Here is a 25,261-nt window from a genome sequence, read left to right as displayed (position 1 = left end):
AATTCAATCGACCAGAACGGACATGCCTGGGCGAACCCCCTCGATCACTTGGGACGGGCGGGCCCGGACCTCGAAGGTTTTGATGTCAAAGCCCTGATCGGAGCGCGTGGCACGCCAGGTGGCGAAATCGGGCATCACTGCTGCCCGGTACACCTTGAAGCGAACCTTGCGGCCTTTCAAGGCGGGCAAGGTGCCATCGAATTCCTTGCCGACGCCAAACTTATCGAGCTTGTCTTCGCGCACGTTGAGCACCACCCACTGATCTGCCATGTTGGCGACCGTGACCACAGGCACTCCTTGGGGCGAGATCTCGCCCACACGCCCCAGGACCTTGACCACTTCACCGGCCACCGGGCTCTTGAGCTCCGTCTCGGCCTTGGCCGCCTGAACTTCAGCCACGACGCCAGCCAATTGACGTGCCTGGGCGGCGGCAGCTTGCTTGTCTTCGGAACGTGCCCCGTCGCGCGCCATCTCATACTGGGCCTGCGCGGCCAAGGCCTGATCGCGGGCTGCCTTGAAATTAGCCTCAGCCTCGTCGCGCTTTTGTGCGGCGATCAAGCCGTCCCGGGCCAGTCCCTCAATCCGCTTGAACGATGCTTGTGATAGATCCGCCGCGGCCTGGGCGCGCTGCCAGTTCAGGCGGGCGATTTCCACCTCCTGGGGCCGGGCACCCTTTTGCGCCTTGGCCGCCGTGGCCTGGGCAGCCTCCTGGGCTGCCGTGGCCTGCGCCAATTTGGCGGTCACCTCGGGACTGTCCAGGCGAATGAGCGGTGAGCCCACCGTGATGACATCCCCCTCCTTGACGAGGATGTCTGCGATGCGGGCGCTGACCTTGGAAGCGACATCGACTTCCTGCACCTCCATCTGTCCCTGGAAGGCCTCCGCGCCAGGCTGCTGGGCCTTCCACAGGCCCAGGCCGAGAACTGCCACTGCGCCGATAGTGACCAGTGTGACGGGTAGTTTCTTATTCATCTCATTGCGCTTTCAGATCGGCACGGGCCATGTAGCTGGTGAATTGATCGGACAGACCGGCCACTTCCAGGAGATCGGCGAGGGCCTTAACATAGTCATAAGCCGACTGTGCCTGCTCGGTCTTGGTTTTAGCCAGGTTCACCTCTGCGTCGATCAGTTCTAATGTGGAGTTCGTCCCCGCCTTCTGGCCCTTGGTCTTGAGTTGGAGGACTGCATCGGCCAATTCCAGACTTGGGGCCAGGGACAGGAATTGACGCCTGGTCTGGTCAACGGCCATCCACCGTTTCTCGACCAGCAGCGCGATGTCATTTCGGGCCTGCTTGTCCTGGCTGTCCGCCATCTCGATGAGCCGATGCGATGCTTCGCTCATCAAGGAGCGGTCCACCCCCCCCCACAGACGCCAGCTGACTCCCACGCCCACGACCCAGTTGGCTTGGTCCGAGGAGCGGAGCTGGCGTTGCCCGAAGGCAAATATCGTGGGCTTCTTGTGGGACTCTTCCAGGGCATGAATCTGCTCGGCCTCATGCCGCTTGGCGGCCACCTTGCCCAATCCTGGGTGTCGTTCCAGAGCAGCGTCGATGAAGTAGCCAAGCGGCTCAATGGGTGAACTGATCACGAAAAGAGGGCTCATGGCTTGAACCCGTTCACCGTTGCGGATGGTTCTGGCCAACGCGGTAGACGCCAACTCAGCGTCATCCCGAGCCTTTTGGGCGTTCCGCTTGGCTTCCTCCATCGCAGCGCGGGCCTGGAGTCGCTCGACCTGTGCGACAAGGCCCGCTTCAAGCATTCGCTGCGTCGCGGCGTCATGCTCCTGGACGGCTCGAAAGGCCGCCTCGCGCAACCCGGCCGCGCGCTCAGCCAACTGGGCTCCGAAATAACGCTGCGCGAATTCCGTAAACACCTCTTGCTGCGCCTGGCGTCCGTCCGCCCGGGCCTCTTCGGTCTTGGCTTCTAAGGCCTGCTTGATGGCGGTGGTGGCGCCGCCGGTGTAAAGGGGCAATACAGCCGAGACAGAAGAGGTGTTGCCGCTGCGCTGAGTGCTCAGGTCGACACTGTTCGGCAGTTGCGGCAGGCGTGACAGGCCTGCAGCCAAGGTAGGGGGTAGAGCAGCAATGGACGAACCGATGGTGTGCGTCAGCGGTGACAGATCGACCCCCTGCACCGCGCCTTGGAACCTGTAGGAGGCGGCGCCTACGGACACCACGGGGCCGCCCAGGTAGCGGGTAGCCTGCTCCTTCAACTGCGCGCTCTCGACCGACAAGCGAGTCATTGCCAGACGATCAGAATTGGCTTGGAGGCGCCGTGCGGCCTCTTCGAAGCTGAGCGCTTCAGCCCGTGTCAGCGCGGGAACGCAGGCCGCCGCAGTTATCAAGGCACACAGTGACAGTTTGGTGCGCAATCGATTTGGTTGATTCAACATGGCATTCTCTTTGTCGGTACCAATCGGTACCATAATCGAAATTCTAATCGGATTATTGGTACTGTCAAGTACCTAATGTGAGATACTTGCGCGATGAGTCGCCCCCAAATTCCCGACGACGAGCATCGCACCCGGTTGCTGGAGGGGATGGCGCGGGCGGTCACGGCTTGTGGGTATGCGGAGCTCACGACATCAGACATCGTGCGCGAAGCGAACGTGTCCAAAAGAACCTTTTACCAATTTTTCAAAGATAAGAGCGAATGTCTGATTGCGTTGTTCAATCACTCTGCGCAGAGGATTGAGGCCACATTACGTGCAAGCATCGACCCACAGGGTGACTGGAGTTCCCAGATCGATCGGACCATCCAGATCTATCTGGAAACGTTGGCCGCCAATCCTGTGCTGCTACGTACCTTGTTTGTGGAAATCCTAGCGCTCGGCGCCGCAGGCCTGAGTGCCAGACGCATCGCCATGGAAAAAATAGCTGCTGTGCTCCTGGAAGCCGCTGCCTATCAGCGCGAAAACCAGATCCCGCAATGGCTTTCCACCAGTCTGATTGGGGGGGTCAATGAGATGGTGTTGCAGCATATTGAGCAAGACCAGATTGCCTTGTTGCCCCAGCTAAGCGGAAATGCTGCCGCGTTCATGAAAAACACAATCCAAATATTCACCCATGAGGGTGCGCCAAGAGGGAGTAAGCCCCGAGGCACTGTACGAGCAAGGCGGTGACCTGATCCCAGCGACGCCCAAGCAGTTCGCAACTTTGGTCTACGCCGAGAGCCGCAAGTTTGGTGCGGAAATCGAGTACCCCCCTCGATTGATCCTTTCGATGCTCCGGGCTTCGCCGTGCATGTCCGGCCCAGCCTTGGCGCTCATTGCACATTCGAGCGCTGCCATACGCATGGTGAGGGATGGGTGAGCACGCAGACTCATGCTTGTGATCTGACCGCAGGGCCCAGACCGCTCACAGTGGTCGGTGGTCACAGCCTGTAACCGCCGTTTCGGCGCTCATGGATCTGGAGCGGGCATTCGGAAACATCACGACAGGTCTATTCGAGCTCGGTTGCAACTGCCAGCCACCTCACAGCGCCTGACAACTTCCTGTGAACTCGCTCCGTTTCGCACTGTGGGCCTCACGGGATGGAACCAGCACTTCAAGTGGCGCATGCCTGCAAGGCCGTTTCGGTCTGAAGCCGTGTCTGCTCGATTAAATATTCCAAAAATATCCGTGTCCGGTCGGGAATGAACTTGCGGCTTGGCAGCGCCGCATACAAGCTGACCCGCCCAGTGATCCAGGGCGAGAGCACCCGCTTCAAGGTGCCTTGCGTGAGGTAAGGCGCTGCGATCTCCATCGACAAGGACATGATGCCTGCCCCGTCGATCACGGCTCTGAGTGTTGAATCACAACGAAAACTGGGCCAAATTTGGGGAGAATCACACTGAAAACTGAGCCACGTTGACGGCTACGCTGCTGAATTTTTCAGCAAGGTGGTCAGGAGTGATCAACGTGAGCACATTGAGAAAATTGCGCCGCCTCGTGCTGAGGGATGGCGTATCGGTGCGGGAGGCCAGCCGGCGGCTGGGGATCTCGCGCAACACGGCCAGCAAGTGGTTATCTGAGCCCGAGATGCGGGAGCCGAAGTATCCGAAGCGGGTGAAGGTGGTGAGCGTCCTGGGGCCTTTTGAAGAGACCCTGGCCCGCTGGCTCAAGGCCGACCAGCACCGCAATAAGCGCGAGCGCCGCGGCATCAAGGCCATGTTCGAGGCCTTGCGCGCCATGGGCTACGGCGGCAGCCGTGGGCCGGTGTACCGCTTTGCCCAGCAGTGGCGCCTAGAGCAAGACCACAACGCCCGAGGGGCGGGGTTTGTGCCGTTGTCCTTTGAACTGGGTGAGGCGTTCCAGGCCTATGCGCACGAAGTGACCGCATTTTTCATGGACGAACTGATGCGCCACGGCGTGACCACCGCGCTGTGCTTCGCCACAGCTCACCCCGAGTCGGTCGATGTGTTCATGGCCGAGGCACAACAACGGCGCCTGCGCATGGTCACCGGCAAGGTGCTGCAAGACCGCCACAGCCCTGACGGCCTGCGCGACTCCGACACGGCCTTGAGCCTGCGCCAGACCGAAGACCTGATCCGCCGCTGGCACGGCGTGGACCGCCTGGGCTATGCCACCACGCCGCGCTTTGCGCCCACCAGCAGCCCTGAGCAGCTGCATGGCGCAGGCGAGATCGCGCAGCAGTTTCCCGATGTGTGGATCCAGTCGCACGTGGCGGAAAACCTCGACGAAATCCGCTGGGTGAAAGAACTGTTCCCCGAAGCGCGCAGTTATCTGGACGTGTACGACCGCGCAGGCCTGCTGCGGCAACGCTCGGTTTATGCGCACTGCATCTACCTCGATGAAGCCGACCGTTGCCGCATGGCCGAAGTGGGTGCCACCGCCGCCGTGAGTCCCACCAGCAACCTGTTTCTGGGCAGCGGCTTTTTTGACTACACCGCCTCGGACGCGGCTAGCTTGCGCTATGGCCTGGCCAGCGATGTGGGCGGCGGCACCAGCTTCAGCCCTTTCCACACCATGCACGCGGCCTACACGGTGGCAAGGCAAAGTGTGGGGCATCCTGGCATCAGCCTGGCGCCCGCACACCTGTGGTGGCAACACACGGCGGGCGCTGCTGCAGCGCTGGACTTGGGCGGCAAGGTCGGTAACCTGCTGCCCGGCTGCGAAGCCGACTTCGTGGTGCTCAACCCGAAAGCCACGCCCCTGCTGGCCCGGCGCACAGCGCAAACCGAGACCCTGGCCGAATGGCTGTTCGCCATGATCGTGCTGGGCGATGAGCGGCTGATTGCGCACACAGTGGTTCAAGGACAACTCAACTAAAGCGACATGGCTCAAAACCCTTGAGTCCACATGGCACAAAAAAGCGGCGTCATCGACGCCGCTGAAGATCGGCCGGATAGGGCCATGCTCAGGCCATGCCCGGGACCATCACCCCGATGGACAGGCTGGCCTTGTGGTGACTCATCAGATGTTGCGGTTGTAACGCTGTGGGTACAACTGGTTCAACTTCAGACCAGTTTCACCATCCGCCATGATGTTGCCGGTGCGGAGGGCTTCGGCCAACTCGGCCTTCACTTGCTCGCGGGTCTTGCCCTGAGCGGCAGACTTGGCGGGGTACAGGCCAGGGTTCAGCTCATTGGCTTTTTGCTGGGTTTCTCCGTTGACGACGAAGTCGCCGGTGCGCAGGGCTTCGGCCAGTTCAGCTTTCACCTGCTCGCGGGTCTTGCCCTGAGCGGCCGACTTGGCGGGGTACAGGCCGGGGTTCACTTCATTGGCTTTTTGCTGGGTTTCACCGTTGACGACAATGTCGCCCGTACGGATGGCTTCGGCCAGTTCAGCTTTCACTTGCTCACGGGTTTTGGGTGCAGATGCGTCCGCAGCCATGGCGTTTCCAGCAGCCAAGGCGGCCACAGCGAGGGTGATGGCGGAGAAATAAGAGCGGTTCATGATCAGGTTTCCTTGAAAGTTTGAAAAACGGTCTGCCTGTCGGATTGACGGGGCTTTGACCTGATCGGTGAAGCGTTGGTTGAAAGCGCTGCATCGATGGGTTGAACTGTAAAATTTCTTAATCAATAGAAAAACAATCAAAAACACATTGAGTTATTTCTAAATTCGAAACAATCAAGGGCTTGAAATCCCGTTTTGGAGTGCTTCATGGACCGTTTGTTGTCGATGCGCGTGTTTGAGCGCGTGGTGAATGAGGGGGGATTTGCCGCCGCTGCCCGTGCGCTGGACATGTCAGCGCCGGTGGTCACGCGCCTGGTGGCCGATCTGGAAGACCACCTGGGCACGCGCTTGCTCCAGCGCTCGACTCGCCGCCTGTCGCTGACCGAAGCGGGTCAACAGTACCTGGGCCGTGTGCGCAGCATCTTGCAGGACATTGACGAAGCTGACGCGGTGGTCAGTGCGCAGACCACCGAGCTGGCGGGCCTGTTGCGCCTGCATGCGCCACCGGTGCTGGCGACTTATGTGGTTGCGCCTTTGCTGGCGGAGTTTCGCAGGCGTTATCCCAAAATCCTGATCGAGCTGGAGGTGGAAACCTTGCGGGAGCCACCGATTGAGGACTTCGACATCACCTTGCTGGGCACCGATGAGAGCTTTAACGGCGATGTGATTGCGCGCAAAGTGCTGGAGTCCGAAGCCATTTTGGTGGCCTCGCCCGAGTACCTGCGCCGACGCGGCGCGCCGCAGCAACCACAGGACCTGATGCAGCACGATTGCCTGCGCCTGAAAATGCCCCACATCCGGCCTCGCATGTGGCAAATGTGGTGCCCCGACAACCCAACGCAGCCCATCGAGATCGACATCCAGCCGGTGCTGCTGGCCAACCACACCGACAGCCTGTTGCGCGCGGCGCTCGATGGCGCGGGCATCACCTCGGTGGCAATGGACATGGTGGCACCGTATCTGACACGCGGTGAGCTGGTGCGCGTGCTGGCACCGTGGATCACGAGTCGGCTGAGCATGTACGCGGCCGTGCCCACCCGCAAATTCATGCCGCAACGCACCCGTGTTTTTCTGGACTTTTTGATCGAGGAGACACGTTTGCAAAAGGCCAAAGCTTTGCAGGCTTGCGCCACTTGCTGAAGCTGTGTCCTCTCGGGTGAACTCCAGCCGACAACTGCCCACACAAAAGCGCTGTGTTGTCGCTCAAAACCCGCCTGCAACTGACCGACAATAAGGCATGACCGAAGGCAAGGAACACCTCATCGTCGACCCCAACCAGTCCCAGCGCGAAGCCGTGCGCCGGGGCATTGCGCAATTTCAGCAGCGCCTGCAGGCCGCCGGCCACGACCCCCTCCTGCCGTACCGCGGACAAAAAGTCAGGAGGTTCTGAGACGAAACGGGGTTTGAGACGCTTTTCGGGGGTGGGTGGCCATGGGGTCAGTCAGGAGCCCATAGCAAAAAGCCCCGCGTGGTGCGGGGCTCTGAGCGCCTTACAACCCGGCTGAGCGAGTTGGGAGGACTTGTTTTGGCGGAGCAGAAATTCTAGCCCCACTAACCTGCTCAGGTCCGGATGCATCGTTTTTTGATGGGGACGGGGATTCGAACTACCCCTCCCGGATGGGGCAGCTTTCGACCCAAAGCGGTCTTCACGGTGAACCAGCCCCTGACTCAGATACAGCGATAGCGGTCGGTCGTATCCGACAGTAACTTCTTGCCTTCAACTCAGAAGCAGGCACTCGAATTCAGTCGTCATTGCTTCTTCCGCTGACCGGTTTCATCTGACCAGCTGACAGTTGCAAAGCGCTGGATCGCTTCGAGGTGATGACGATCCTTTTATATTGGTGAGATGGGTAATACTGACTCAAAGCGGTCGTGCCACCATCCTAAATGCCTCGTGAGTTGTAGTGTCGGGGATTTTCTTGTGGCACCATATTGATTATGACCAGTCGACCTCGCGCACTCTCGAAATCGCCTACTCCTAGCCAGGTGCCGCCCTCACTCAACGAGGAAGCTTATCGCCTCATTGAAGAGATGATCGTGACTCTTGAACTCGCGCCGGGCAGCGTGGTGTCTGAGGCCATGCTCAGCGAACGCATCGGCATTGGGCATACGCCGATCCGTGAAGCCTTGCAGCGTCTGGCGCGCGAACATCTTGTTCAGATCTTGCCCCGTCGCGGTGTGGTGGTCACCGCCGTCGACGTGGGTCATCAACTCCAAATCCTAGAGACACGGCGCGAACTCGACCGCCTTATTGCTCGATCTGCAGCTACGCGTGCCACTCTGGCAGAGCGCGAGACCATGGCTGCCATTGCTCAGAACATGGAGACTGCTGTGAAGTCTGAAGACCTTGTAGCATTCCTGAAATGGGACAACGAAATGAACAGGCAGTCAGCACACAGCGCTCGGAACATTGTGGCTGCTGCGGCCGTGTCCGCTCTGCACTCGGCCTCACGGCGTTTCTGGTTCTACCATCACCATGATCAAGTCAACGCGACACTGCGTCTGCACGTGGCCCTTGCACGTGCGATGGCCTCCGGCAAATCTGACAAAGCTGCCGAGGCAAGTGATCGGTTGATTGATGATCTTTTCGGTTTCGCCCACAGGACCCTGATTACCCGCACTTGACAACTGGCATACCAGTCACATACCATGAACTCCTGTTTAAGGAGTTTGCCAGTGCGCCTCACCCATCTGCAGATCGAAACCTACCGCCGTGATGGATTTCTCACCCTTGATGGCCTTTTTTCTGCCCCTGAAGTAGCGGCCATGAGGGCCGAGCTTGAGCGAATTCAAGAGATCGACACCGATCACTTGGTACGGGAAAAGGGAAGCAATATTGCCAAAACTATCTATCGGGTCCACGAGCAAGACGGACCTACAGGTTCACCGGTGTTTCATGCCGTCTCGCGTACTTCACGCATGCTCGAGCCCGCACAGGATCTGCTTTCCGAGCAGGAGCTCTACATCCATCACACCAAATGCAATTTGAAGACCGCCATTGACGGTTCGGTGTGGGCGTGGCACCAGGACTACGGAACTTGGAAGCGAGATGGCATGCCTGAGGCACGTCCAACTACAGCGTTGGTCATGTTGGACGAGCCAACAGAAATGAACGGGTGCTTGTACTTCATTCCGGGCAGCCACAAAGAGAGCAATCTAGAGCCAGAATTCAACGACGCTACGGGCTACAAGTTTTATGTGACGCCGAAGGACAAGCTGCTAGAAATCATGGCTCGCAGCCCCGCACCGGTGGCGATCACTGGCAAGCCCGGCACCGTGGTGTTCTTTGACTGCAATATTCTGCACGCCTCGGGGCATAACTTGTCCCAGCACAATCGTTGGGCGATTTATGTGGTCTACAACCCGGTATCAAACCGGTGCAACGACGTTCCCAACCCACGTCCTGACTACGTACGGTCAACCAATACAAAACCACTCATCAAGGGAAGCGACCATATTTTCCCGCTTACAAGCTCGACGCAGGAAGCCAGATGAATACCCGCCATCAACGCATCCTTTCCCTTGAGCAGATCGGGGACTACCGCGATACGGGTTATCTCAATCTCCGTCAGGTACTTGATCCCAAATTGCTTGCGAGGCTGATCGCGACCACTGAGCGACTGTACGATGAGGGCCGATCACTCCAGCAAAAGTCAAAACATTACGACCTAGAGCCTGCGCATACCGCCCTTGCGCCACGTATCAGGCGTATCTCCAGCCCAACCGAACTAGATTCGGTGTATGTTGAAGCCGCTTTCGATTCGATCCTGGGTGACATCGCCGCAGACCTGCTTGGTGGAGCGGTCAAGTTTTACCACTCGAAGATCAATTTCAAACTGCCTCATGGAGGTGCAGAGATTGGCTGGCATCAGGACTGGCCGGTGTTTCCTCACACCAACACCAATCTTGTCGCTCTGAGCGTACCTTTGAATCCGTCCCGCGCCATCAATGGCTGCCTTCAGACGATCCCCGGCAGCCACAAGTTGGGGCCGCGCAGTCATTGGGAAAACGGCATCTATAAACTCAATTGCAACCACACGATGACGCGGGAAGACTTTGAGAACGTAGTCGACAATGAGCTGGATGTGGGAGATGTGGTGGCACATCACGGCCTCGCAGTGCACGGCTCCAGTCAAAATCGCTCGGACACCTTGCGCACGACCTACATCATTCAGTACGCCGCTGCTGACTCATTCGCCTATACCGCACCCGTTGTAGACAGCATCCATCGCAACCAGATGGTCAGGGGCGAGCCGGCTACTCATGCACGCGTGGAAACTGGAATCATTGAATTACCGCCGGATTTCTCGGCGGGATATTCAGGCATATACGCTTTGCAGACGGCCGGGAAGAACTAGGGCTTTTCGATAAGTACATCGGTGGAGCCACTTCCAGCAATGATTGAAGCACCCGACCCATTACGGCCATCAACTCTAGGTGCCATAACGGCATAATTGCAGCGATAGCGACCTAACGAACTCAAGGGCTTGATTCATGGTGCCTGGTAAAAGCCGTCACTGATTCACCCTGCAATGCTGTGACACCAACGACCGGTTTCGAAGGAACTGCAGTCGTCCTACCTAGCTAGTTAGCAGACCGCACTGAAAAATCGTGGGTGAAAGTCCGCTGCTCGAACCGGTGAACTCACCCTCTCGACCCATTGCAGCCGGTCACATCTTTTAAGACGTTGACTTGTTTGTAGCGGTTGCTGCCGGTCGTGTCCCGCAGTCATTTGTGGGCTTTCTGCCAGTAGCGGTCGGTCGATCTTTAACCATCAGGCTCGGCAGCCGGTCAGTTCGGTCATAGGCCAATGACCGCTACCACACATCCTATCCAGTGCTGACGGATAGGATCCATTGATGCATGGGCCAATTTGCACAACAGGCTATGACGCCCAATGAACAGGGAGCCCTGCACATTTTCGATGCAGCGACGTTTTCTTACTGAACTAGCTGGATGTCAGTGACGATCATCTTGCCACCTTCATTGATCACCATAAACTTAATTTTTTCGCCTGGCTTGATGCTGGTCAATAAACTCTTATCTTTAGCAGTAAATACCATTGTCATTCCCGGCATATCCATATGTTTGATTTCGCCGTGTTTGATCGTGACCTTGCCAGTTTCGAGATCAATTTTCTTGACCTCTCCGTCGGTTAAAGACGGCGTCATTTGAGACATGTTCATCTTGCTGTGATCCATGACAGCTTGGGAAAAACTGCTTAAGGGAAGAGCCGCACCAATGGTCAATAGTGCAATTGCAATTTTCGTTTGAATATTTTTCATATTTTCCTCATGAGTAAGAGGGCGGATTCAAGTACGAGGTGCAACAAAGATGAACCCGGTGATGGGTGGCTGAGGATGTCAAGGCATCATGGCCACTCAAACCGCCAAGTCCAAGTTGCCAGATGTACAAGCACCTCAGCCGAGAAGAACGATACCAAATTCACAGCCTTTTGAAAGCCAAACAGACCATTAGCGAGATTGCCCGATCCCTGGGCAGGAACCGCAGCACCATCAGCCGCGAACTCAGCCGTGGTCGTGGCCAGCGTGGCTACCGCGCCGAACAAGCCTGCGCCAAGGCGTCTGAGCGAGCACAGCGCAGCCGTAATGCCCGCCGTGTAGATTCCAAGGTCTGGTCCGATGTGGATTTCTACCTGGGCATTCAATGGAGCCCCGAGCAGATTGCAGGCAAGGTGGCGGTCAGCCATGAGAGCGTCTATTTGCATGTCTATGCGAACAAGGCTGCCGGTGGTGATTTACACACGCACCTGCGCAGCCAAAAGCCCCGGCGCAAACGCCACCTGTGCGGGCGTGACAGGCGTGGCCAGATCCCGAACCGCCGCCCGATCAGCGAGAGACCAAGTCACATTGAAGATCGCAAGCAAGTGGGCCACTGGGAGGGAGATACCGTCATTGGCGCGGCTCACAAACAAGCCATCGTGACACTGGTAGAACGCAAGAGTGGCTTTGCTGTGCTGGCCAAAGTGCCCAACAAGTCTGCCGATTTGGTGGGCCGGGCCATTGAAGCCAAGCTCAAGCCCGTGAACTCACGGGTGAAGACCTTGACGGTGGACAACGGCAAGGAGTTTGCCGATCACCAGGCCATCGATCAGGCCCTTGGCATCCAGACTTACTTTGCCGATCCGTATTGCAGCTGGCAGCGCGGCAGCAACGAGAACTTCAATGGTTTGCTGCGCCAATACATTCCCAAAAAGCGGCGCATGGAAACTGTCACCGATGAGGAGTTGACTATGATCGAAAACAGATTGAATCACCGGCCCAGAAAGCGGCTCGGATTCAAGACGCCATACGAGGTGTTTCACGCCTCGTTGAACCGTGTTGCACTTCGTCCTTGAATCCACCGAGTTAAAAACTTTTGATGATCCGTCTTTTTGGATTAGCAAGACTTGATACGCGTCACGCCTTGCGCCGTAGACAGGACCGTCCATTCCAGGAGATCCGATAGGCATCCCCGGAACGGCAAGACCTAACGCTTGTGGTTTTTCTTTGAGTAAACGTTGAATGTCTTCGGCTGGCACATGCCCCTCAATCACATATCCACCGACCAGAGCTGTATGACATGAAGCGAACTTTTGAGGCATACCCAGTCGAGCCCGCGCTGCGTTATTACCTTGATCGTTTACTTTCAAAGAAAAATTATTCTTTTCTAAATGAATAATCCAGTCTTTGCAACAGCCACAGTTAGGGTCTTTCCAGACTTGTATAGCTATAGCGTTTGGGCTGGCTGCAATAGCAATTGAGGACGAGCACATTGAAGCTATTCCCAACAATAGCAACCGCCTCGTTGAATTTTTTGAACTGTTTTTGTCAGTCATTTCAGCAGCCCTATCCTGTAATGAAATTACTTCTTGCCAACCTTGATCGCGCCCTTCATCCCAGCTTCGTAGTGGCCTGGCATCAAGCAGGCAAAATTTACGGTTCCAGTCTTCGTGAATTGCCAAACAATTTCGCCTTGCTGTCCTGGAGATAGTGTCACTTTGCCAGGTTCGTCATGTTCCATATCTGGGAATTTTTTCATCTGCTCCAGATGCTCGAGCAATTCCTTCTGGGTGCCCAGACTCAATTCGTGCTTGACCTTTCCTTGATTCTTGACAACAAAGCGGACCGTCTCTCCTTGCTTGACCTGAATAGATGAGGGTGTGTAACGCATGTTATCCGTCATATCGACATTGATGGTCTGCGTTACCTTGGAGGCAACACCTGGTTTGCCAATTGCGGTTTCCTCGTCAGCATGGCCATGCCCACCGGCGTGCTTTCCAGCCGCAAAAGCCGACGCTGACAGGGTCAGAGCAACCAAAACAAAGATTTGGCGAGAAGTGATGTGCTTGGGTTTCATTCGTTAACTCCGGAAAAAAAATTCAGTGATTGCTATGTGATGAGGGCTTGCGCACCTTGACTTCGGTCGTTTTGGCGGGCATCTGGGCGCGAGGCATGGACTGCCCACCCTCCGCCTTGAAGCGCGCTGGTTCAGTCAACGGCCCGGTGTATTCATGGGCTACCGTGCCTTCGGGATGCTTGTACCAACCCGGGTCCTTGTAGTCCCCCGGCTTTTGATTACGGCGGACCTTCAGAACGCTGAACATGCCACCCATTTCGACCGATCCGAAGGGGCCTTGGCCAGTCATCATCGCAGCGGTGTTGTCAGGGATGGGCATTTCCATCTCAGTCATGTCGGCCATACCACGCTCACCCATGACCATGTAGTCTGGAATCAGGTTATTGATCTTCTTGGCGATGCCACGGTGATCCACACCAATCAATGTCGGAACGTTATGACCCATGGCGTTCATGGTGTGATGGCTTTTGTGACAGTGGAAGGCCCAGTCCCCTTCCTCATCTGCCAGAAACTCGATCTGTCGCATCTGACCGACGGCCACATCGGTCGTCACTTCATGCCAGCGGGTGCTCTTGGGTGTCGGGCCACCGTCCGTACCAGTGACGAGGAACTCATGGCCGTGCAAATGTATGGGGTGGTTCGTCATCGTCAGATTGCCAATGCGAATACGCACCTTGTCGTTCAGGCGAACATTGAGGCTGTCAATGCCTGGAAATATCCGGCTATTCCAGCTCCACAGGTTGAAGTCCAGCATTGTCATGATCTTGGGGGTGTAGCTGCCCGGATCGATGTCATAGGCGTTGAGTAGGAAGCAGAAGTCTCGCTGGACCTCATCAATCAGATCATTCTTGACCTTAGGATGGGTCACCCAAAAGCCCATCATGCCCATGGCCATCTGTGTCATCTCATCAGCATGCGGGTGGTACATGAAGGTGCCAGGCCGGCGCGCGACGAACTCGTAAACAAACGTCTTGCCGGAGGGAATAGCCGGCTGGTTCAGTCCGGCCACACCGTCCATGCCGTTGGGCAGGCGCTGCCCGTGCCAGTGAATGGAGGTATGCTCTGGCAGCTTGTTGGTCACGAAGATCCGCACGCGATCGCCCTCGACCACTTCAATCGTGGGCCCCGGGCTCTGGCCGTTGTAGCCCCAGAGATGGGCTTTAAAGCCAGGGGCCATTTCCCGCACTACTGGTTCGGCGACCAGGTGAAATTCCTTGACGCCTTGATTCATGCGCCATGGCAAAGTCCATCCATTCAGCGTCACCACCGGGTTGTAGGCGCGTCCGCTGTTGGGGACAAGCGGCGCCATGGTGTTAGGGCTGGTCTGTATTACAGGCTCAGGCAGAGCGGCCATCGCCACGCGGCTGACCGCGCTGGCGGCCACGGCACCACCAGCAATCCCGGCGTACTTAAAAAAGTCTCTTCTGGAAGTCATCGTTGTATCTTTCATTCAATGAGGCGCAGCGCCACCGGCTGGCGCACTGGGCATGGCTGCCAGCGGAGTGTTCATCGGTCGCCCGACCAGTGAGGCTTGTAGCGCGGCATCCGCTAGCCAAAACTGCTGCTCGGCTCCGATCGCAGCCATGACCGTAGAGACCTGATCACGTGAGTCCGCCAGCAACTCGAAGATGCCGATGATCATTCCGTTGTAGCGCAGTTGGTTCTCTTCTGAGATCACCTTACGAAGCGGTATCACCTCGTCCCGGTTGTGCCGTGCAATGTCATAAGCCGTGCGATAGGAGGAGTAGCTTTCTCGCAAGCTTGAACCCGCCGAGCGGACGGTCGCCTCAAGCTGATTGGCTGCGGCCAAGGTGCGTGCGTTCATGGCATCGCGCTGCATGCCCCCCCAATCAAAGATGGGCAGGCGTACCGCGATTTCATACCCTCGCGCTACGCTGCGCTCACCCGCCACGCTGTTCGTGCTGGTGTTGCGCATGGCCCTCAGTTCAATGTCGGTGATGCTGGTGACCATGTTCAAACCCTGGGCTCTGGCGGAAGCATCCAGTGTGCTTTGGGCAAGACGGATGTCGAGGCGGTTACGCGTAGCAAACGTCGCAACGCCCTGCGGATCGAGCGCCTGTTTGGGTAGTTCAGGCAAGCGGTCCGGCAGTTTGAGCATCTGGGCCTGTTGGGCATCCAGACCGAGTACGCGTACGAACTCTTCGCGGGCAGCAGTTACTTGGTGAGTTGCTGTTGCCAATCGGGTCCCTGCGTCCGCATAGAAGGCCTGCTCACGAGCCCGTGTGAGGCGATTGAAGTTGCCTATGGCCTGCATCCTGCGAGCCAGTTCGGCACTCGCTGCAGCGCTTTCATACACCTGCTTGGCATACTGAAGCGTCTGTTGGGCAGCCACGGCGCGGACCCATGCCTGGCGCACGCGGGTGACCTGGTCGACCACATCACTCGACAGTCGCAGATGGGCCACTTCGATGCGACGGTTGGCGATTCCCTGGCGACTAGGGAGGGTCAGAATATCGAGCAGACCAAAGGAAAGCGCACGGTTTAACTCCAGCGCATCACCGGCCACCATGCGTTCCAGGGAGAAGACCGGGTTTGCAATCGTGCCCACTTGTGCCGCATCTGCGGACTCCGCCCAACCTTGAGCCAGCAACGCCTGGAGCGATGGGCTGTTGACGAGCGCCAGCTGGACCGCCTCGCGCTGACCCAGAATGTTTTGAAGCAGCTTCTGGGCCGCCTGCGCACGCTGTTCGCGCTCATCGGCAGTCCGCGCGAGAGAAATCTGCCCTTCGGCAAAACTCTTGGCCTCCTCGTTCACCCGGGCAACGTTTTGTTCGAGGCTAACAGTGGCGCAACCGGCAAGCGTGGCCAAGGCGATCGCGGATAGCGCCAGTTTCCCTAGCGAGGTGCTTGGGATGCGCTTCATGGCTTGACTCCCCCATGATGACCAGATTGCGTATCAGGCACGTCAGAGGCGTCCTTCAGGGCCTCACCTGTCGCGACCTCCTTGGCATAGCTGCGCCAGCCTCCAATACGACCTACCAAGTCGTTGGCTTTGACCCATGACTGAATGGCCTGGTCGTTATAGGGGCGGAAGTCACTAAGTGCAGACTTGTACTCAACTTCCACCACCGAAAGATTTTTCACGGGCTCGCTGGTGGCTTGGGCCGCGGCTACACCAGCTAACATGGCACAACTCAGGGCGAGACATGTCTGTGCGAATAATAGTGAACGTCTGACGAGCATGGTTTCCTCAATGTGATCGGTAACATAGATAGGGGGAATTATTAAAATACCAAGTCGTCAGCACGATGTCGAAAAGATTACATATTTGTCATCTTGCCATCGCAACAAATGGAAGTCGTCATACTCAGGTCTGCCAAAGAGGGTCAGTTGCCAATGAAAATTTTGATTGTGGAAGATGAGCCTAAGACCGGGGCATATCTGCGCCAGGGACTGATCGAGGCCGGTTTCGTTGTGGACTTGGCCAGAAATGGGCCCGACGGCCTTCACCTAGCTCTTGGCGGTAACTACGATCTCGCGATCCTGGATGTGATGATGCCGGGCATGAACGGTTGGGAGGTCCTGCAGGCGATACGTCATGAAGGCCTACAAGTGCCAGCCATGTTTCTCACCGCCCGCGATCAGGTGGAAGATCGCGTGAAGGGGCTTGAATTAGGCGCCGACGATTACCTCGTCAAGCCGTTTTCCTTTGCCGAGCTCTTGGCCCGAGTTCGCACCATTGTGCGCCGCGGTCGTAGTGGCACCGAATCCACGATCTTGCAGGTGGCAGACCTCCAACTTGATCTGCTACGCCGCCGCGTCACCCGAGACGGCAAGCGCCTTAATCTCACCGCCAAGGAGTTTGGATTGCTAGAACTGCTGATGCGTAGGCAGGGAGAAGTCCTGCCCAGGTCGCTGATCGCCTCTCAGGTTTGGGACATGAACTTCGACAGCGACACTAACGTCATCGAGGTGGCCATGAGGCGTCTGCGCGTCAAGATCGATGATGATCACCAGTTCAAGCTGATCCAAACTGTACGCGGCATGGGCTACGTGCTCGAAGCGCCGGAGGGTCGCTAGATGTTTCGCAGGCTGTCACTGACATCCCGCCTCACCATCTTTTTTATAGCGCTGGCCAGTTCGGTCATCCTGGGCTTGGCGCTTCTTTTCATGGTAGAGGCTGATAGGCACTTCGTCGACCTCGATAGCGCCGCCTTGGATGATAAAAAGCACCTGATCGAGGGCATTCTGGCCAGTTCTCGATCCCATGAAGAAGCTCGCAGTCGCCTGAACGAAGCATTGAGCCATCACCACAGCCTTTACGCTCTGGTCAAAGGACCGCAGGGTGAAAAGTTGTACCAGACCAACGGATACAGCGGCCCGACTACGCAAGCATCATTCATCACGAATGACGACGGCCACGGGCTTCAGTCTTGGAGGAGTGGCGGTCGCGAGTTCCATGAGATGAGCTTTACTGCTGGCATGGTTCAGGGAATGGCCGGGCCGCTCCAAATATCACTCGCCGTCGATACGCAGCACCACCAAGAATTCATGAGGGAGCTCCGGCGCAGCATTGCGATCTATGCTGTGCTGGCCATTCTTCTAAGCGGATTCTTGGCTTGGTTCGCGGCTCATCAAGGCATGTCTCCGCTGCGCGCAATGAAACGTCGCGCCGCTGCAGTGACAGGCCAACAGTTGCAAGAGCGCATGCCCGAGGATGCCGTCCCGATTGAAATGGCAGATTTGGCAAGGGAACTCAATGAGATGTTGGGTCGCCTGCAGAACGACTTCAAACAGCTTGCTGATTTTGCGGCGGATTTGGCACATGAACTTCGCACACCCATCAGCAATCTCCTCACCCAAACACAGGTGACGCTGTCCACCCAACGCGACCTTAAGACATACCAAGATACGCTGGCGTCCAACGCAGAGGAATTGCAGCGTTTGGCTCGGGTGGTATCAGACATGCTATTCCTCGCCAAGACAGAGCGGGGGGTAGACCTGCCCCATAAGGAGTCCTTCTCGGCAGCACAAGGAGCTCGCGAACTCGTTGAATTTTATGAAGCCGTTGCGGACGAAAAACGCATCTTGATGAGCGTGGAAGGTGATGGGCGAATCTATGGCGATCGTTTGATGTTCAGACGTGCCTTGAGCAACCTCCTATCCAATGCGCTCAGGCATGCACCAGTCGGCGGTGTCGTGGGCGTCAGAATCGAAAGTTCGTCGCGTGGAATTGAAGTCACTGTCAAAAACACGGGCAAGGAGATTCCATTGGATGTCCAGCAGAGAGTCTTCGAGCGCTTCTATCGCGCAGACTCAGCACGCAGGCACCCAGCTTCTGACGGGGCAGGCTTGGGGCTGTCGATTACCAAAGCCATCGTCGAGGCCCATGGCGGGGCGATCTCGGTTACTTCAGACCAGGAGTGGACTCGATTCAGGCTTGTTTTTCCAGGGCTTCAAGCAAGGATGAGGCAAGCGACTGAACTACTTAGTCGGCCCTGAATAACGCCTTTTGCGTGAACAAGAGAGGGCCGGATCGCGCTGTACCGATTCATAACAACCGCCGCAGCGGGCGCAAACAAATGAGACTGCCCAATGAGCAATCAAGGCGACCGGGGAAACTGCTGCGGCCGTGGGACGTGGCGGCCACACCGCTGGAACTGGCGCTGGCCAGGGGCCACCGGTGGTTGGCAATGCTGGAGTACGGCAAGTTGAAAAACCTGACTGAAAATGTAGCGCTGGAGGGAGTCGACAACAGCTACGTCAGCCGGATGGTGAATTTGACTACGCTGGCACCGGACATCGTCGAGGCGATTTTGGAGGATACGCTGCCGGATCACCTGACGCTGTTTGATCTTGCGGTGGACCCGCCTGCGCTGTGGGAGGAGCAGCGGTTACGGATTTGGTGAGACGGGACTGTAAAAGATAGTGATGGCGACTGACTCCATGACAGCGGGGTGTCTGTACAGCCAGCACCAGACCGCCCGATCATGTTCGCATAAGCACGGATCGCATACGCGGCATGTCGAGTGACCGGTATTTCAATTACAACGGTCCTCGTAGCTCCTCCCGCTTAAATGACCGGTAGTAATCGCCGCAACTATGACGTCCACTTACCGCGAGTGACTACAACCAGCCTAAATCACAGATTGATACAACAACAGCATCGTCCGCTTTTGGCCGGTAGCAGCCAGCAGGTCTGAGCCAACGATAGTTCCCGTTGCGACGCCGATATCCTCAGCTGCCAGCCTGTGGCCTGTCGGTATGCGTTAAGAACCAAGGGACCGCAGAGGTCCCCCGCGTCAGCCCTCCGCTGCGTTCAAGCCATCACTTGCCGAACCACTTGGCCACGTACTGCCATGTGCGCAGCAACAGACCGGCGCGCTCCACATCGGCCTGCGCCACGAGCGGGGTTTCGCCCAGCGGCTTGCCGTTCGAGGTGGCGACCACCTTGCCGACCACGGCGCCCTTGGCCACGGGCGCTTCCAGGCCCGGTTTCAGTTCCACCGTGGCCTGCACCTGCTGGCCGCGTGGCACGGTAAGCATCCATGGCGCGCCCAGGACCGCACCCACGGTGTCGGCCTTGCCAAAGCTCACCTTGGCCGTTGTGACCACTGCACCTGGCTGGATCGGGACAGCTTTTTCGAAGCTGCCAAAGCCCCAGCCGAGCAGCGTGCGCGTGTGGTCGGCTCGTGCCTGTGCGCTGTGGGTGTTGAGGATGACCGAGATCAAGCGCATATCGTTGCGCTTGGACGAAGTGACCAGGCAATAACCGGCCTCAGCGGTGTGGCCGGTCTTGAGGCCGTCCACAGTGGGGTCGGTGTAGAGCAGGGCGTTGCGGTTGCCTTGCTTGATGCCGTTGTATTTGAAATCGTGTTCGGCGTAGATGGGGTAGTACTCGGCGCTGTCGCGAATGATGGCGCGCGCCAGTATGGCGAGGTCACGCGCGGAGGACTTGTGCTCCGGATCGGGCAGACCCGTAGGGTTGACGAACTGGGTGTACGTCATACCAAGGCGCTGGGCCTCGGCGTTCATCAGCTTGGCAAAGCCGGCCTCTGAACCGGCCATGTGTTCGGCAATCGCTTTGGAGGCATCGTTGCCTGACTGGATGACAATGCCGCGCAGGATGTCAATGACGGTGGCCTGGCTATTGAGCGGCAGGTACATGCACGACTCGGTGCCCGAACCGCGGCACCAGGCGTTCTGGCTGACTGTGACCAGATCGGTCTGCTTGAGCTTGCCTGAGCGCAGCGCTTGCTCGACGATGTAGCTGGTCATCATCTTGGTCAGCGATGCGGGGGGCAGCGGCTCGTCGGCGTTGGCCGAAGCCAGCACCTCGCCGGAGTCAAAGTCCATCAGCAGCCAGGCCTTGGCAGGCAGCGCCGGCGGGTTGTCGGCCAGGGCCGTCTGGGCGGCCAGAGGCGGCAGGGCGTTTGCAGAGGCTGCGGCGGCCGCAGCCTTTTTGTGCGCTGCAGGCTTGGCGGCAGCGGGGTGTTTGGCCGCGAAGGACGCCGAGCTGGGCAACAGGGTGCCCACAGCGATGGCCAGGGCGATGGGGAGAAGAGAGAAAGTCTTGGCTTGCAGGGTGTGGTTCGGTAGAGCATCGATTGTCGCGGATTGGGGGCGGGTTTCTTGGGATGGCTGCCGATTGGCAGTCACCGCCGCTTCAGCGCCGCTCTGCCTCGCGCCAGCTGGCCGCGCCCAGCAAGATGATCTGCAACTGCTGCACGAAGTCCTGCACCATCGCCTGCTCGGACTGAGGCTCGTCGGCGGGCAGATCCAGAACCTCGGGGGCGGCGGCCAGCAGGGTGTTGACCATCAGGCCGCAGACCATGTGCAGGCTGGCCTGCGACAGGCCCTGGTAGGCCTCCAGCGGCGCCAGGTCGCGTGCCGTGTCGTCCACAAAACGCTGCACCTCGTGGCGGATCGCCAGCCGCAGCACCCGGCTGCCACCCGCGCGCTCGCTCGAGATGAAGCGGAACAGCACCCGGTTGTCGCGCACGTACTGCAGGTACACCTGCACCGACTGGCGCACCACGCTGGTCTGGGCCGAACTCGGCTGGCGCGCCTGGCGCAGCAGGCCGCGAAGCGTGGCCCCCACCTCGTCCACCAGGCTCAGGCCCAGCTCGTCTGGGCTGCGAAAGTGCCGGTAAAACGCATTGGGCACCATGCCGGCCTCGCGCGCGATCTCGCGGATGCCCAGGCTGGTGAAGCTGCGTCCCTCGCCGATCAACCGCAGCGCGGCCTGCACCAGGCTTTGGCGGGTCAGGTCCTTGCGGTCTTGCCGGCTCAGCGGCGGCTCGGGCGTGGCGGGGGCGGGGGTGTCGGGACGGGCGTTCGGCATGGACGGATTTGGCGGTTTGGGTTTTTCGGTGTACGATCGTACACAAACAAAGGAGCCCTGTCCATGTCCGACGCTTACCTCAACTTTGCCAACTCGGCCTTTGGCGCGCGCCTGGCCGGCATGCTGGGCCTGCCGCGTCCCGTGCCGCTCGAGCGGTTCGAAGCCGGCCAACCGGTGGTTGCTGGCGACGTGCTGGTCGGCGCCGGTGGTACGCCCGAACTGCTGCCCGCGCTGCTGGCTGCCTTCCGCGCCATGCGGGCCGCCACCGTGGCGCACCGCAGCGTGCAGGGCTGGACCGCGATGGCCAACCAGGCCGGCTTGATGAGCGGGCTGTGGAGCACCGGCGAGCAGCCGGGCGGTCCCCTCAAGGCCGTGGTGTTTGACGCCACCGGCCTGGCCACCGTGGCCCAGGCCGAGGCGCTGTACCAGTGCTTCCACGACGCGGTGCGCTCACTGCAAAGCTGCGGCCGCGTGCTGGTGCTGGGCCGCCCGCCCGAAGCCTGCCCGGTTGCCGAGCAGGCCACGGTACAGCGCGCTCTGGAAGGTTTTGTGAAATCGCTGGCCAAGGAGGTCAAGCGCGGCATTGCGGTGCAACTGGTCTATGTGGCGCCGGGAGCCGAGGCGCAACTCGAAGGCACACTGCGCTTCTTTTTGTCGCCGCGCAGCGCCTATGTGTCGGGCCAGGTGGTGCGGCTGGCACCCTTTGAGGCCCCGGCCCCGAGCGACTGGGTGCAGCCGCTGGCGGGCAAAAAGATTTTGGTGACCGGCGCGACGCGCGGCATTGGCGCGGCCATTGCCGAAACCCTGGCGCGCGATGGCGCCCAGGTGGTCTGTCTGGACGTGCCGCAGGCCCAGGACGCCTTGCAGGCCGTGGCCGAGCGGCTGCAGGGCCGCGCGCTGGCGCTCGACATTGCCGATCCGGCGGCCGCCGGGCAGATCGCCCAGGCGGCCCTGGCTGACGGCGGCTGGGACGGCGTGGTGCACAACGCCGGCATCACCCGCGACAAGACCATCGCCAAGATGCCGCCGCACCTGTGGCAGACGCTGGTGCAGGTCAACCTGGTGGCGCAGCAGGCGATCAACCAGGCCTTGCTGGAGCGGGGCGCGCTCCAACCCCAGGCACGGCTGGTGTGCGTGTCGTCCATCTCGGGCATTGCCGGCAACCTGGGGCAGACCAACTACGCGTTTTCCAAGGCTGGCGTGATCGGCCTGGTGCACAGCCAGGCGCCGCGCCTGCCCCGCGGCATGGCCATCAACGCGGTGGCGCCGGGCTTCATCGAAACGCAAATGACCGCCGCCATCCCGCTGGCCATCCGCGAAGCCGGCCGGCGCATGAATTCCATGGGGCAGGGCGGCCAGCCGGTCGATGTGGCCGAAACCATCGCCTGGCTGCTCAGCCCCGCCTCGCAGGGCGTGAATGGGCAGGTGGTGCGCGTGTGCGGCCAAAGCCTGCTGGGGGCTTAAGGTGCAGCGCCAGAACATCACACCCGCCAGCACGCTGAGCAACTTGGCCCGTGCGCTGGCCAGCAGTTTCAAGCGCCCCGGGCCGGTGCGCGCGCTGGCCCCGGTCACGCTGGTGCTGCCGCGCGTCGTGGTCGACGCCGCGCACCTGGCGCGTTACGCCGAGGTCTGCGGTTTTGCCCCGAGTGCGCAAGCGCCGCTCACCTACCCGCAGATGCTGACTTTCCCCCTGGTCATGACCTACATGACTTCGCCCGCCTGCCCCTGGCCTGCCATGGGCACGGTGCACCTGGCCAACGCCATCACCCAGCATGCGCCGCTGGCCGCAGGCGATGCGGTGCGGGTGGAGCTGAGCAGCGGCGAGCTGCTGGCGCACGACAAGGGGCAGGTGTTCACGCTGCACCTGCGCGTGCTACGCGAGTCAGATGGCGAGGGCGATGGCCAATGCGTCTGGCAGGCCACACAAACCCTGCTGCGCCTGGGCGTGAAGTCGCCCGTGGGCGCACCGTTCAACGGCGCCGTGGGGCCGGAACTCGCCCTGACCCAGGCCGGTGCATTCGACGCCCCCGCCGACACCGGCCGCCGCTACGCCCCGGTGTCGGGCGACTACAACCCCATCCACCTGTCGGCGCTGAGCGCGCGCTTGTTCGGCTTTCCGCGCGCCATCGCGCATGGCCTGTGGACGCAGGCGCGCGCGCTGGCCCTGTTGCAAGCCGCCGCGCCGGCCACTGTGCTGCAAGCCGCTTCGCTCACCACCGTGTTCAAGCGGCCCGTGCTGCTGCCGACACGCGCCTCGCTCTGGCAGGCGCAGGCCAGTACAGGCCAGACCGTGTTCGAGGTGCGCGACGCACGCGGCGAGCAGGTCCATCTGCGTTCCGAACTCCGCGCCGAACCCGCGCATCAACCCACCATTTCCTGAGCCCCACCATGACCCCCAACAGCACCCTCCGTCGCGTCGCCATCGTGGGTGGCAACCGCATCCCGTTTGCGCGCTCCAACACCGCCTACAGCCGCGCCTCCAACCTCGATATGCTCACGGCCACGCTGCAAGGCCTGGTGGACCGCTTCAACCTGCATGGCCAGCGCCTGGGCGACGTGGCCGCAGGCGCGGTGATGAAGCATTCGCGCGACTTCAACCTGGTGCGCGAAGCCGTGCTCTCCACCACGCTCTCGCCCGAGACCCCGGCCTTCGACCTGCAGCAGGCCTGCGGCACCGGGCTGGAGGCCGCCATGCTGGTGGCGCACAAAATTGCGGTGGGCCAGATCGAATGCGGCGTGGCCGGCGGGGTGGACACCACCTCGGACGCGCCCATCGCCGTCAATGACCAACTGCGCCGCACCCTGCTCGATGTTTCGCGCGCGCGCAGCCCCTGGCAGCGCCTGCAGCGGGCGCTGCGCATCCGCCCGGGGCAGTTCTTCCAGCCCGAGCTGCCGCGCAACGGCGAGCCGCGTACCGGCCTGTCGATGGGCGAACACGCCGAACTCATGGCCCGCGAATGGGGCATCACGCGCGAAGCGCAAGATGCCCTGGCCCTGCAAAGCCACCACAACCTGGCGCGCGCCTATGGCGAAGGTTTCTTTGTCGACCTGATGACGCCCTTCCTGGGCGTGAAGCAGGACAACAACCTGCGCCAGGGCCTGAACGCTGAACAGCTGGCCAAGCTCAAGCCGGTTTTCGACCGCAAGGTGGCGCCCGGCCAGGGCACGCTGACGGCAGGCAACGCCACACCGCTGACCGATGGCGCCTCGGCCGTGCTGCTGGCCAGCGAAGCCTGGGCGGCCGAGCGTGGTCTGCCGGTGCTGGCCTACCTCACGTTCAGCGAGGTGGCGGCGGTGGACTTTTTCAACCCCGACCCGGCCAAGAAAGAAGGCCTGCTGATGGCCCCCGCCTACGCCGTGCCGCGCATGCTGGCGCGCGCTGGGTTGACGCTGCAGGACTTCGACTTTTATGAAATCCACGAAGCCTTTGCCGCCCAGGTGCTGTGCACCCTGCAGGCGTGGGAAGACCCGGCGTTTTGCCGCGACAAGCTCGGCCTGGCGCAGCCGCTGGGCGCCATTGACCGCAGCAAACTCAATGTGAACGGCAGCTCGCTCGCCGCCGGTCACCCGTTTGCCGCCACCGGCGGGCGCATTGTGGCCACGCTGGCCAAGCTGCTCGCGCAAAAAGGCAGCGGGCGCGGTTTGATTTCCATCTGCGCCGCTGGCGGCCAGGGCGTCGTGGCCATTCTGGAGAAATGAG

At 59.8% G+C, this 25,261-nt stretch carries 25 protein-coding genes and 1 pseudogene; 14 read left to right on the top strand and 12 right to left on the bottom strand.

The annotated features are described in order from the left end of the window. Positions 1–3 precede the first annotated feature (3 nt). Both ACZ5SR_RS10195 and ACZ5SR_RS10190 read right to left on the bottom strand, forming a co-directional pair. Complete coding sequence (locus tag ACZ5SR_RS10195; RefSeq protein ID WP_090142672.1) at positions 4–972, bottom strand: HlyD family secretion protein; 969 nt, start codon at positions 970–972, stop codon at positions 4–6. Position 973: 1 nt separating this feature from the next. Further along, positions 974–2,392, bottom strand: a complete 1,419-nt coding sequence (locus tag ACZ5SR_RS10190; protein ID WP_090142683.1) for a TolC family protein — start codon at positions 2,390–2,392, stop codon at positions 974–976. Between the two features lie 93 nt (positions 2,393–2,485). On the opposite strand from ACZ5SR_RS10190, the gene ACZ5SR_RS10185 reads away from it, so the two are divergent. After that, on the top strand, positions 2,486–3,121 hold the full coding sequence (locus ACZ5SR_RS10185) for a TetR/AcrR family transcriptional regulator (protein ID WP_090142673.1): 636 nt from the start codon (positions 2,486–2,488) through the stop codon (positions 3,119–3,121). 425 nt (positions 3,122–3,546) lie between these two features. Here ACZ5SR_RS10185 and ACZ5SR_RS10180 read toward each other — a convergent pair whose 3' ends face one another. Further along, positions 3,547–3,756 (bottom strand): hypothetical protein, encoded by a 210-nt coding sequence (locus ACZ5SR_RS10180; RefSeq protein WP_464451118.1) that lies wholly within the window; start codon positions 3,754–3,756, stop codon positions 3,547–3,549. 143 nt (positions 3,757–3,899) lie between these two features. Here ACZ5SR_RS10180 and guaD point away from each other — a divergent pair, with 143 nt between their 5' ends. After that, positions 3,900–5,270 (top strand): guanine deaminase, encoded by a 1,371-nt coding sequence (gene guaD, locus ACZ5SR_RS10175; RefSeq protein ID WP_228768228.1) that lies wholly within the window; start codon positions 3,900–3,902, stop codon positions 5,268–5,270. Between the two features lie 144 nt (positions 5,271–5,414). Here the strand turns inward: guaD and ACZ5SR_RS10170 are convergent, their stop codons facing one another. Beyond that, a complete protein-coding gene (locus ACZ5SR_RS10170; protein ID WP_090142684.1) occupies positions 5,415–5,897 on the bottom strand; it encodes a DUF4148 domain-containing protein in 483 nt (160 codons plus the stop codon). A 207-nt stretch (positions 5,898–6,104) separates the two neighbouring features. On the opposite strand from ACZ5SR_RS10170, the gene ACZ5SR_RS10165 reads away from it, so the two are divergent. The 5 genes from ACZ5SR_RS10165 to ACZ5SR_RS10145 all read left to right on the top strand — a co-directional run bounded on the left by ACZ5SR_RS10165 (position 6,105) and on the right by ACZ5SR_RS10145 (position 10,255). Beyond that, positions 6,105–7,037 carry a LysR family transcriptional regulator gene (locus tag ACZ5SR_RS10165; RefSeq protein ID WP_464448584.1) on the top strand — a complete coding sequence of 311 codons (933 nt, stop codon included), beginning with the start codon at positions 6,105–6,107 and terminating at the stop codon, positions 7,035–7,037. A 97-nt stretch (positions 7,038–7,134) separates the two neighbouring features. Continuing rightward, positions 7,135–7,287 carry a hypothetical protein gene (locus ACZ5SR_RS10160; RefSeq protein WP_194945551.1) on the top strand — a complete coding sequence of 51 codons (153 nt, stop codon included), beginning with the start codon at positions 7,135–7,137 and terminating at the stop codon, positions 7,285–7,287. Between the two features lie 548 nt (positions 7,288–7,835). Next, positions 7,836–8,522, top strand: a complete 687-nt coding sequence (locus ACZ5SR_RS10155) for a GntR family transcriptional regulator (protein WP_464448583.1) — start codon at positions 7,836–7,838, stop codon at positions 8,520–8,522. Between the two features lie 51 nt (positions 8,523–8,573). Then, a complete protein-coding gene (locus ACZ5SR_RS10150) occupies positions 8,574–9,392 on the top strand; it encodes a phytanoyl-CoA dioxygenase family protein (RefSeq protein ID WP_464448582.1) in 819 nt (272 codons plus the stop codon). Beyond that, positions 9,389–10,255, top strand: coding sequence for a phytanoyl-CoA dioxygenase family protein (locus ACZ5SR_RS10145; RefSeq protein ID WP_108285765.1), 867 nt, complete (start codon positions 9,389–9,391; stop codon positions 10,253–10,255). The genes ACZ5SR_RS10150 and ACZ5SR_RS10145 overlap by 4 nt, the downstream gene beginning before the upstream one ends. Positions 10,256–10,837: 582 nt before the next feature. On the opposite strand, the gene ACZ5SR_RS10140 is transcribed toward ACZ5SR_RS10145, so the two are convergent. Further along, positions 10,838–11,182 (bottom strand): copper-binding protein, encoded by a 345-nt coding sequence (locus ACZ5SR_RS10140; RefSeq protein WP_089957684.1) that lies wholly within the window; start codon positions 11,180–11,182, stop codon positions 10,838–10,840. Positions 11,183–11,304: 122 nt separating this feature from the next. Here ACZ5SR_RS10140 and ACZ5SR_RS10135 point away from each other — a divergent pair, with 122 nt between their 5' ends. Continuing rightward, the gene (locus ACZ5SR_RS10135) at positions 11,305–12,255 is read left to right on the top strand and encodes an IS30 family transposase (protein ID WP_464448415.1); all 951 of its coding nucleotides are present in this window, start codon (positions 11,305–11,307) and stop codon (positions 12,253–12,255) included. 102 nt (positions 12,256–12,357) lie between these two features. Here ACZ5SR_RS10135 and ACZ5SR_RS10130 read toward each other — a convergent pair. The 5 genes and pseudogenes from ACZ5SR_RS10130 to ACZ5SR_RS10110 form a co-directional block, all read right to left on the bottom strand. Then, positions 12,358–12,501, bottom strand: a pseudogene (locus ACZ5SR_RS10130) (DUF411 domain-containing protein); the annotation flags it as partial. A gap of 260 nt (positions 12,502–12,761) precedes the next feature. Beyond that, a complete protein-coding gene (locus ACZ5SR_RS10125; RefSeq protein WP_089957691.1) occupies positions 12,762–13,256 on the bottom strand; it encodes a cupredoxin domain-containing protein in 495 nt (164 codons plus the stop codon). Positions 13,257–13,278: 22 nt separating this feature from the next. After that, positions 13,279–14,691 (bottom strand): multicopper oxidase family protein, encoded by a 1,413-nt coding sequence (locus ACZ5SR_RS10120; RefSeq protein ID WP_089958022.1) that lies wholly within the window; start codon positions 14,689–14,691, stop codon positions 13,279–13,281. 15 nt (positions 14,692–14,706) lie between these two features. After that, a complete protein-coding gene (locus ACZ5SR_RS10115) occupies positions 14,707–16,140 on the bottom strand; it encodes a TolC family protein (RefSeq protein ID WP_089957694.1) in 1,434 nt (477 codons plus the stop codon). After that, complete coding sequence (locus ACZ5SR_RS10110; protein WP_228769235.1) at positions 16,137–16,403, bottom strand: hypothetical protein; 267 nt, start codon at positions 16,401–16,403, stop codon at positions 16,137–16,139. Before ACZ5SR_RS10110 ends, ACZ5SR_RS10115 begins: the two co-directional genes overlap by 4 nt. 210 nt (positions 16,404–16,613) lie before the next feature. On the opposite strand from ACZ5SR_RS10110, the gene ACZ5SR_RS10105 reads away from it, so the two are divergent. The 3 genes from ACZ5SR_RS10105 (at position 16,614) to ACZ5SR_RS10095 (ending at position 19,126) form a co-directional block, all read left to right on the top strand. After that, on the top strand, positions 16,614–17,297 hold the full coding sequence (locus tag ACZ5SR_RS10105; RefSeq protein WP_089958025.1) for a heavy metal response regulator transcription factor: 684 nt from the start codon (positions 16,614–16,616) through the stop codon (positions 17,295–17,297). After that, complete coding sequence (locus tag ACZ5SR_RS10100) at positions 17,298–18,719, top strand: heavy metal sensor histidine kinase (RefSeq protein WP_089957701.1); 1,422 nt, start codon at positions 17,298–17,300, stop codon at positions 18,717–18,719. Positions 18,720–18,799: 80 nt separating this feature from the next. Then, on the top strand, positions 18,800–19,126 hold the full coding sequence (locus tag ACZ5SR_RS10095; protein WP_194944739.1) for a LacI family transcriptional regulator: 327 nt from the start codon (positions 18,800–18,802) through the stop codon (positions 19,124–19,126). 418 nt (positions 19,127–19,544) lie between these two features. Here the strand turns inward: ACZ5SR_RS10095 and ACZ5SR_RS10090 are convergent, their stop codons facing one another. Both ACZ5SR_RS10090 and fabR read right to left on the bottom strand, forming a co-directional pair. Beyond that, complete coding sequence (locus ACZ5SR_RS10090) at positions 19,545–20,876, bottom strand: D-alanyl-D-alanine carboxypeptidase family protein (protein WP_233250061.1); 1,332 nt, start codon at positions 20,874–20,876, stop codon at positions 19,545–19,547. 7 nt (positions 20,877–20,883) lie between these two features. Further along, complete coding sequence (gene fabR, locus ACZ5SR_RS10085) at positions 20,884–21,561, bottom strand: HTH-type transcriptional repressor FabR (RefSeq protein WP_104801857.1); 678 nt, start codon at positions 21,559–21,561, stop codon at positions 20,884–20,886. A 63-nt stretch (positions 21,562–21,624) separates the two neighbouring features. Between fabR and ACZ5SR_RS10080 the strand changes: the two genes are divergently transcribed. The 3 genes from ACZ5SR_RS10080 to ACZ5SR_RS10070 are packed head-to-tail and all read left to right on the top strand — an operon-like array spanning position 21,625 to position 25,260. Then, positions 21,625–23,025, top strand: a complete 1,401-nt coding sequence (locus ACZ5SR_RS10080; protein ID WP_464448581.1) for a 3-oxoacyl-ACP reductase — start codon at positions 21,625–21,627, stop codon at positions 23,023–23,025. Position 23,026: 1 nt separating this feature from the next. Then, positions 23,027–23,941 (top strand): MaoC family dehydratase, encoded by a 915-nt coding sequence (locus ACZ5SR_RS10075; protein WP_158270139.1) that lies wholly within the window; start codon positions 23,027–23,029, stop codon positions 23,939–23,941. An 8-nt stretch (positions 23,942–23,949) separates the two neighbouring features. Then, positions 23,950–25,260 carry an acetyl-CoA C-acetyltransferase gene (locus ACZ5SR_RS10070; protein ID WP_104801860.1) on the top strand — a complete coding sequence of 437 codons (1,311 nt, stop codon included), beginning with the start codon at positions 23,950–23,952 and terminating at the stop codon, positions 25,258–25,260. The last annotated feature ends 1 nt before the right edge of the window (position 25,261 follow it).

Source organism: Limnohabitans sp. TEGF002 (assembly GCF_055395845.1).
This window is presented reverse-complemented; position numbering and strand designations above follow the sequence as displayed.

Bases quoted from the DNA above. Each gene is read 5' to 3' on its own strand.
- ACZ5SR_RS10080 (WP_464448581.1), top strand. From the start codon at position 21,625: ATGTCCGACGCTTACCTCAACTTTGCCAACTCGGCCTTTGGCGCGCGC.
- ACZ5SR_RS10100 (WP_089957701.1), top strand. From the start codon at position 17,298: ATGTTTCGCAGGCTGTCACTGACATCCCGCCTCACCATCTTTTTTATA.
- ACZ5SR_RS10120 (WP_089958022.1), bottom strand. From the start codon at position 14,691: ATGACTTCCAGAAGAGACTTTTTTAAGTACGCCGGGATTGCTGGTGGT.
- ACZ5SR_RS10195 (WP_090142672.1), bottom strand. From the start codon at position 972: ATGAATAAGAAACTACCCGTCACACTGGTCACTATCGGCGCAGTGGCA.
- ACZ5SR_RS10160 (WP_194945551.1), top strand. From the start codon at position 7,135: ATGACCGAAGGCAAGGAACACCTCATCGTCGACCCCAACCAGTCCCAG.
- ACZ5SR_RS10110 (WP_228769235.1), bottom strand. From the start codon at position 16,403: ATGTTAGCTGGTGTAGCCGCGGCCCAAGCCACCAGCGAGCCCGTGAAA.
- ACZ5SR_RS10125 (WP_089957691.1), bottom strand. From the start codon at position 13,256: ATGAAACCCAAGCACATCACTTCTCGCCAAATCTTTGTTTTGGTTGCT.
- ACZ5SR_RS10185 (WP_090142673.1), top strand. From the start codon at position 2,486: ATGAGTCGCCCCCAAATTCCCGACGACGAGCATCGCACCCGGTTGCTG.
- ACZ5SR_RS10105 (WP_089958025.1), top strand. From the start codon at position 16,614: ATGAAAATTTTGATTGTGGAAGATGAGCCTAAGACCGGGGCATATCTG.
- ACZ5SR_RS10115 (WP_089957694.1), bottom strand. From the start codon at position 16,140: ATGAAGCGCATCCCAAGCACCTCGCTAGGGAAACTGGCGCTATCCGCG.
- ACZ5SR_RS10190 (WP_090142683.1), bottom strand. From the start codon at position 2,392: ATGTTGAATCAACCAAATCGATTGCGCACCAAACTGTCACTGTGTGCC.
- ACZ5SR_RS10155 (WP_464448583.1), top strand. From the start codon at position 7,836: ATGACCAGTCGACCTCGCGCACTCTCGAAATCGCCTACTCCTAGCCAG.
- ACZ5SR_RS10165 (WP_464448584.1), top strand. From the start codon at position 6,105: ATGGACCGTTTGTTGTCGATGCGCGTGTTTGAGCGCGTGGTGAATGAG.
- ACZ5SR_RS10135 (WP_464448415.1), top strand. From the start codon at position 11,305: ATGTACAAGCACCTCAGCCGAGAAGAACGATACCAAATTCACAGCCTT.
- ACZ5SR_RS10180 (WP_464451118.1), bottom strand. From the start codon at position 3,756: ATGTCCTTGTCGATGGAGATCGCAGCGCCTTACCTCACGCAAGGCACC.
- ACZ5SR_RS10145 (WP_108285765.1), top strand. From the start codon at position 9,389: ATGAATACCCGCCATCAACGCATCCTTTCCCTTGAGCAGATCGGGGAC.
- ACZ5SR_RS10070 (WP_104801860.1), top strand. From the start codon at position 23,950: ATGACCCCCAACAGCACCCTCCGTCGCGTCGCCATCGTGGGTGGCAAC.
- ACZ5SR_RS10140 (WP_089957684.1), bottom strand. From the start codon at position 11,182: ATGAAAAATATTCAAACGAAAATTGCAATTGCACTATTGACCATTGGT.
- fabR (WP_104801857.1), bottom strand. From the start codon at position 21,561: ATGCCGAACGCCCGTCCCGACACCCCCGCCCCCGCCACGCCCGAGCCG.
- ACZ5SR_RS10095 (WP_194944739.1), top strand. From the start codon at position 18,800: ATGAGACTGCCCAATGAGCAATCAAGGCGACCGGGGAAACTGCTGCGG.
- ACZ5SR_RS10170 (WP_090142684.1), bottom strand. From the start codon at position 5,897: ATGAACCGCTCTTATTTCTCCGCCATCACCCTCGCTGTGGCCGCCTTG.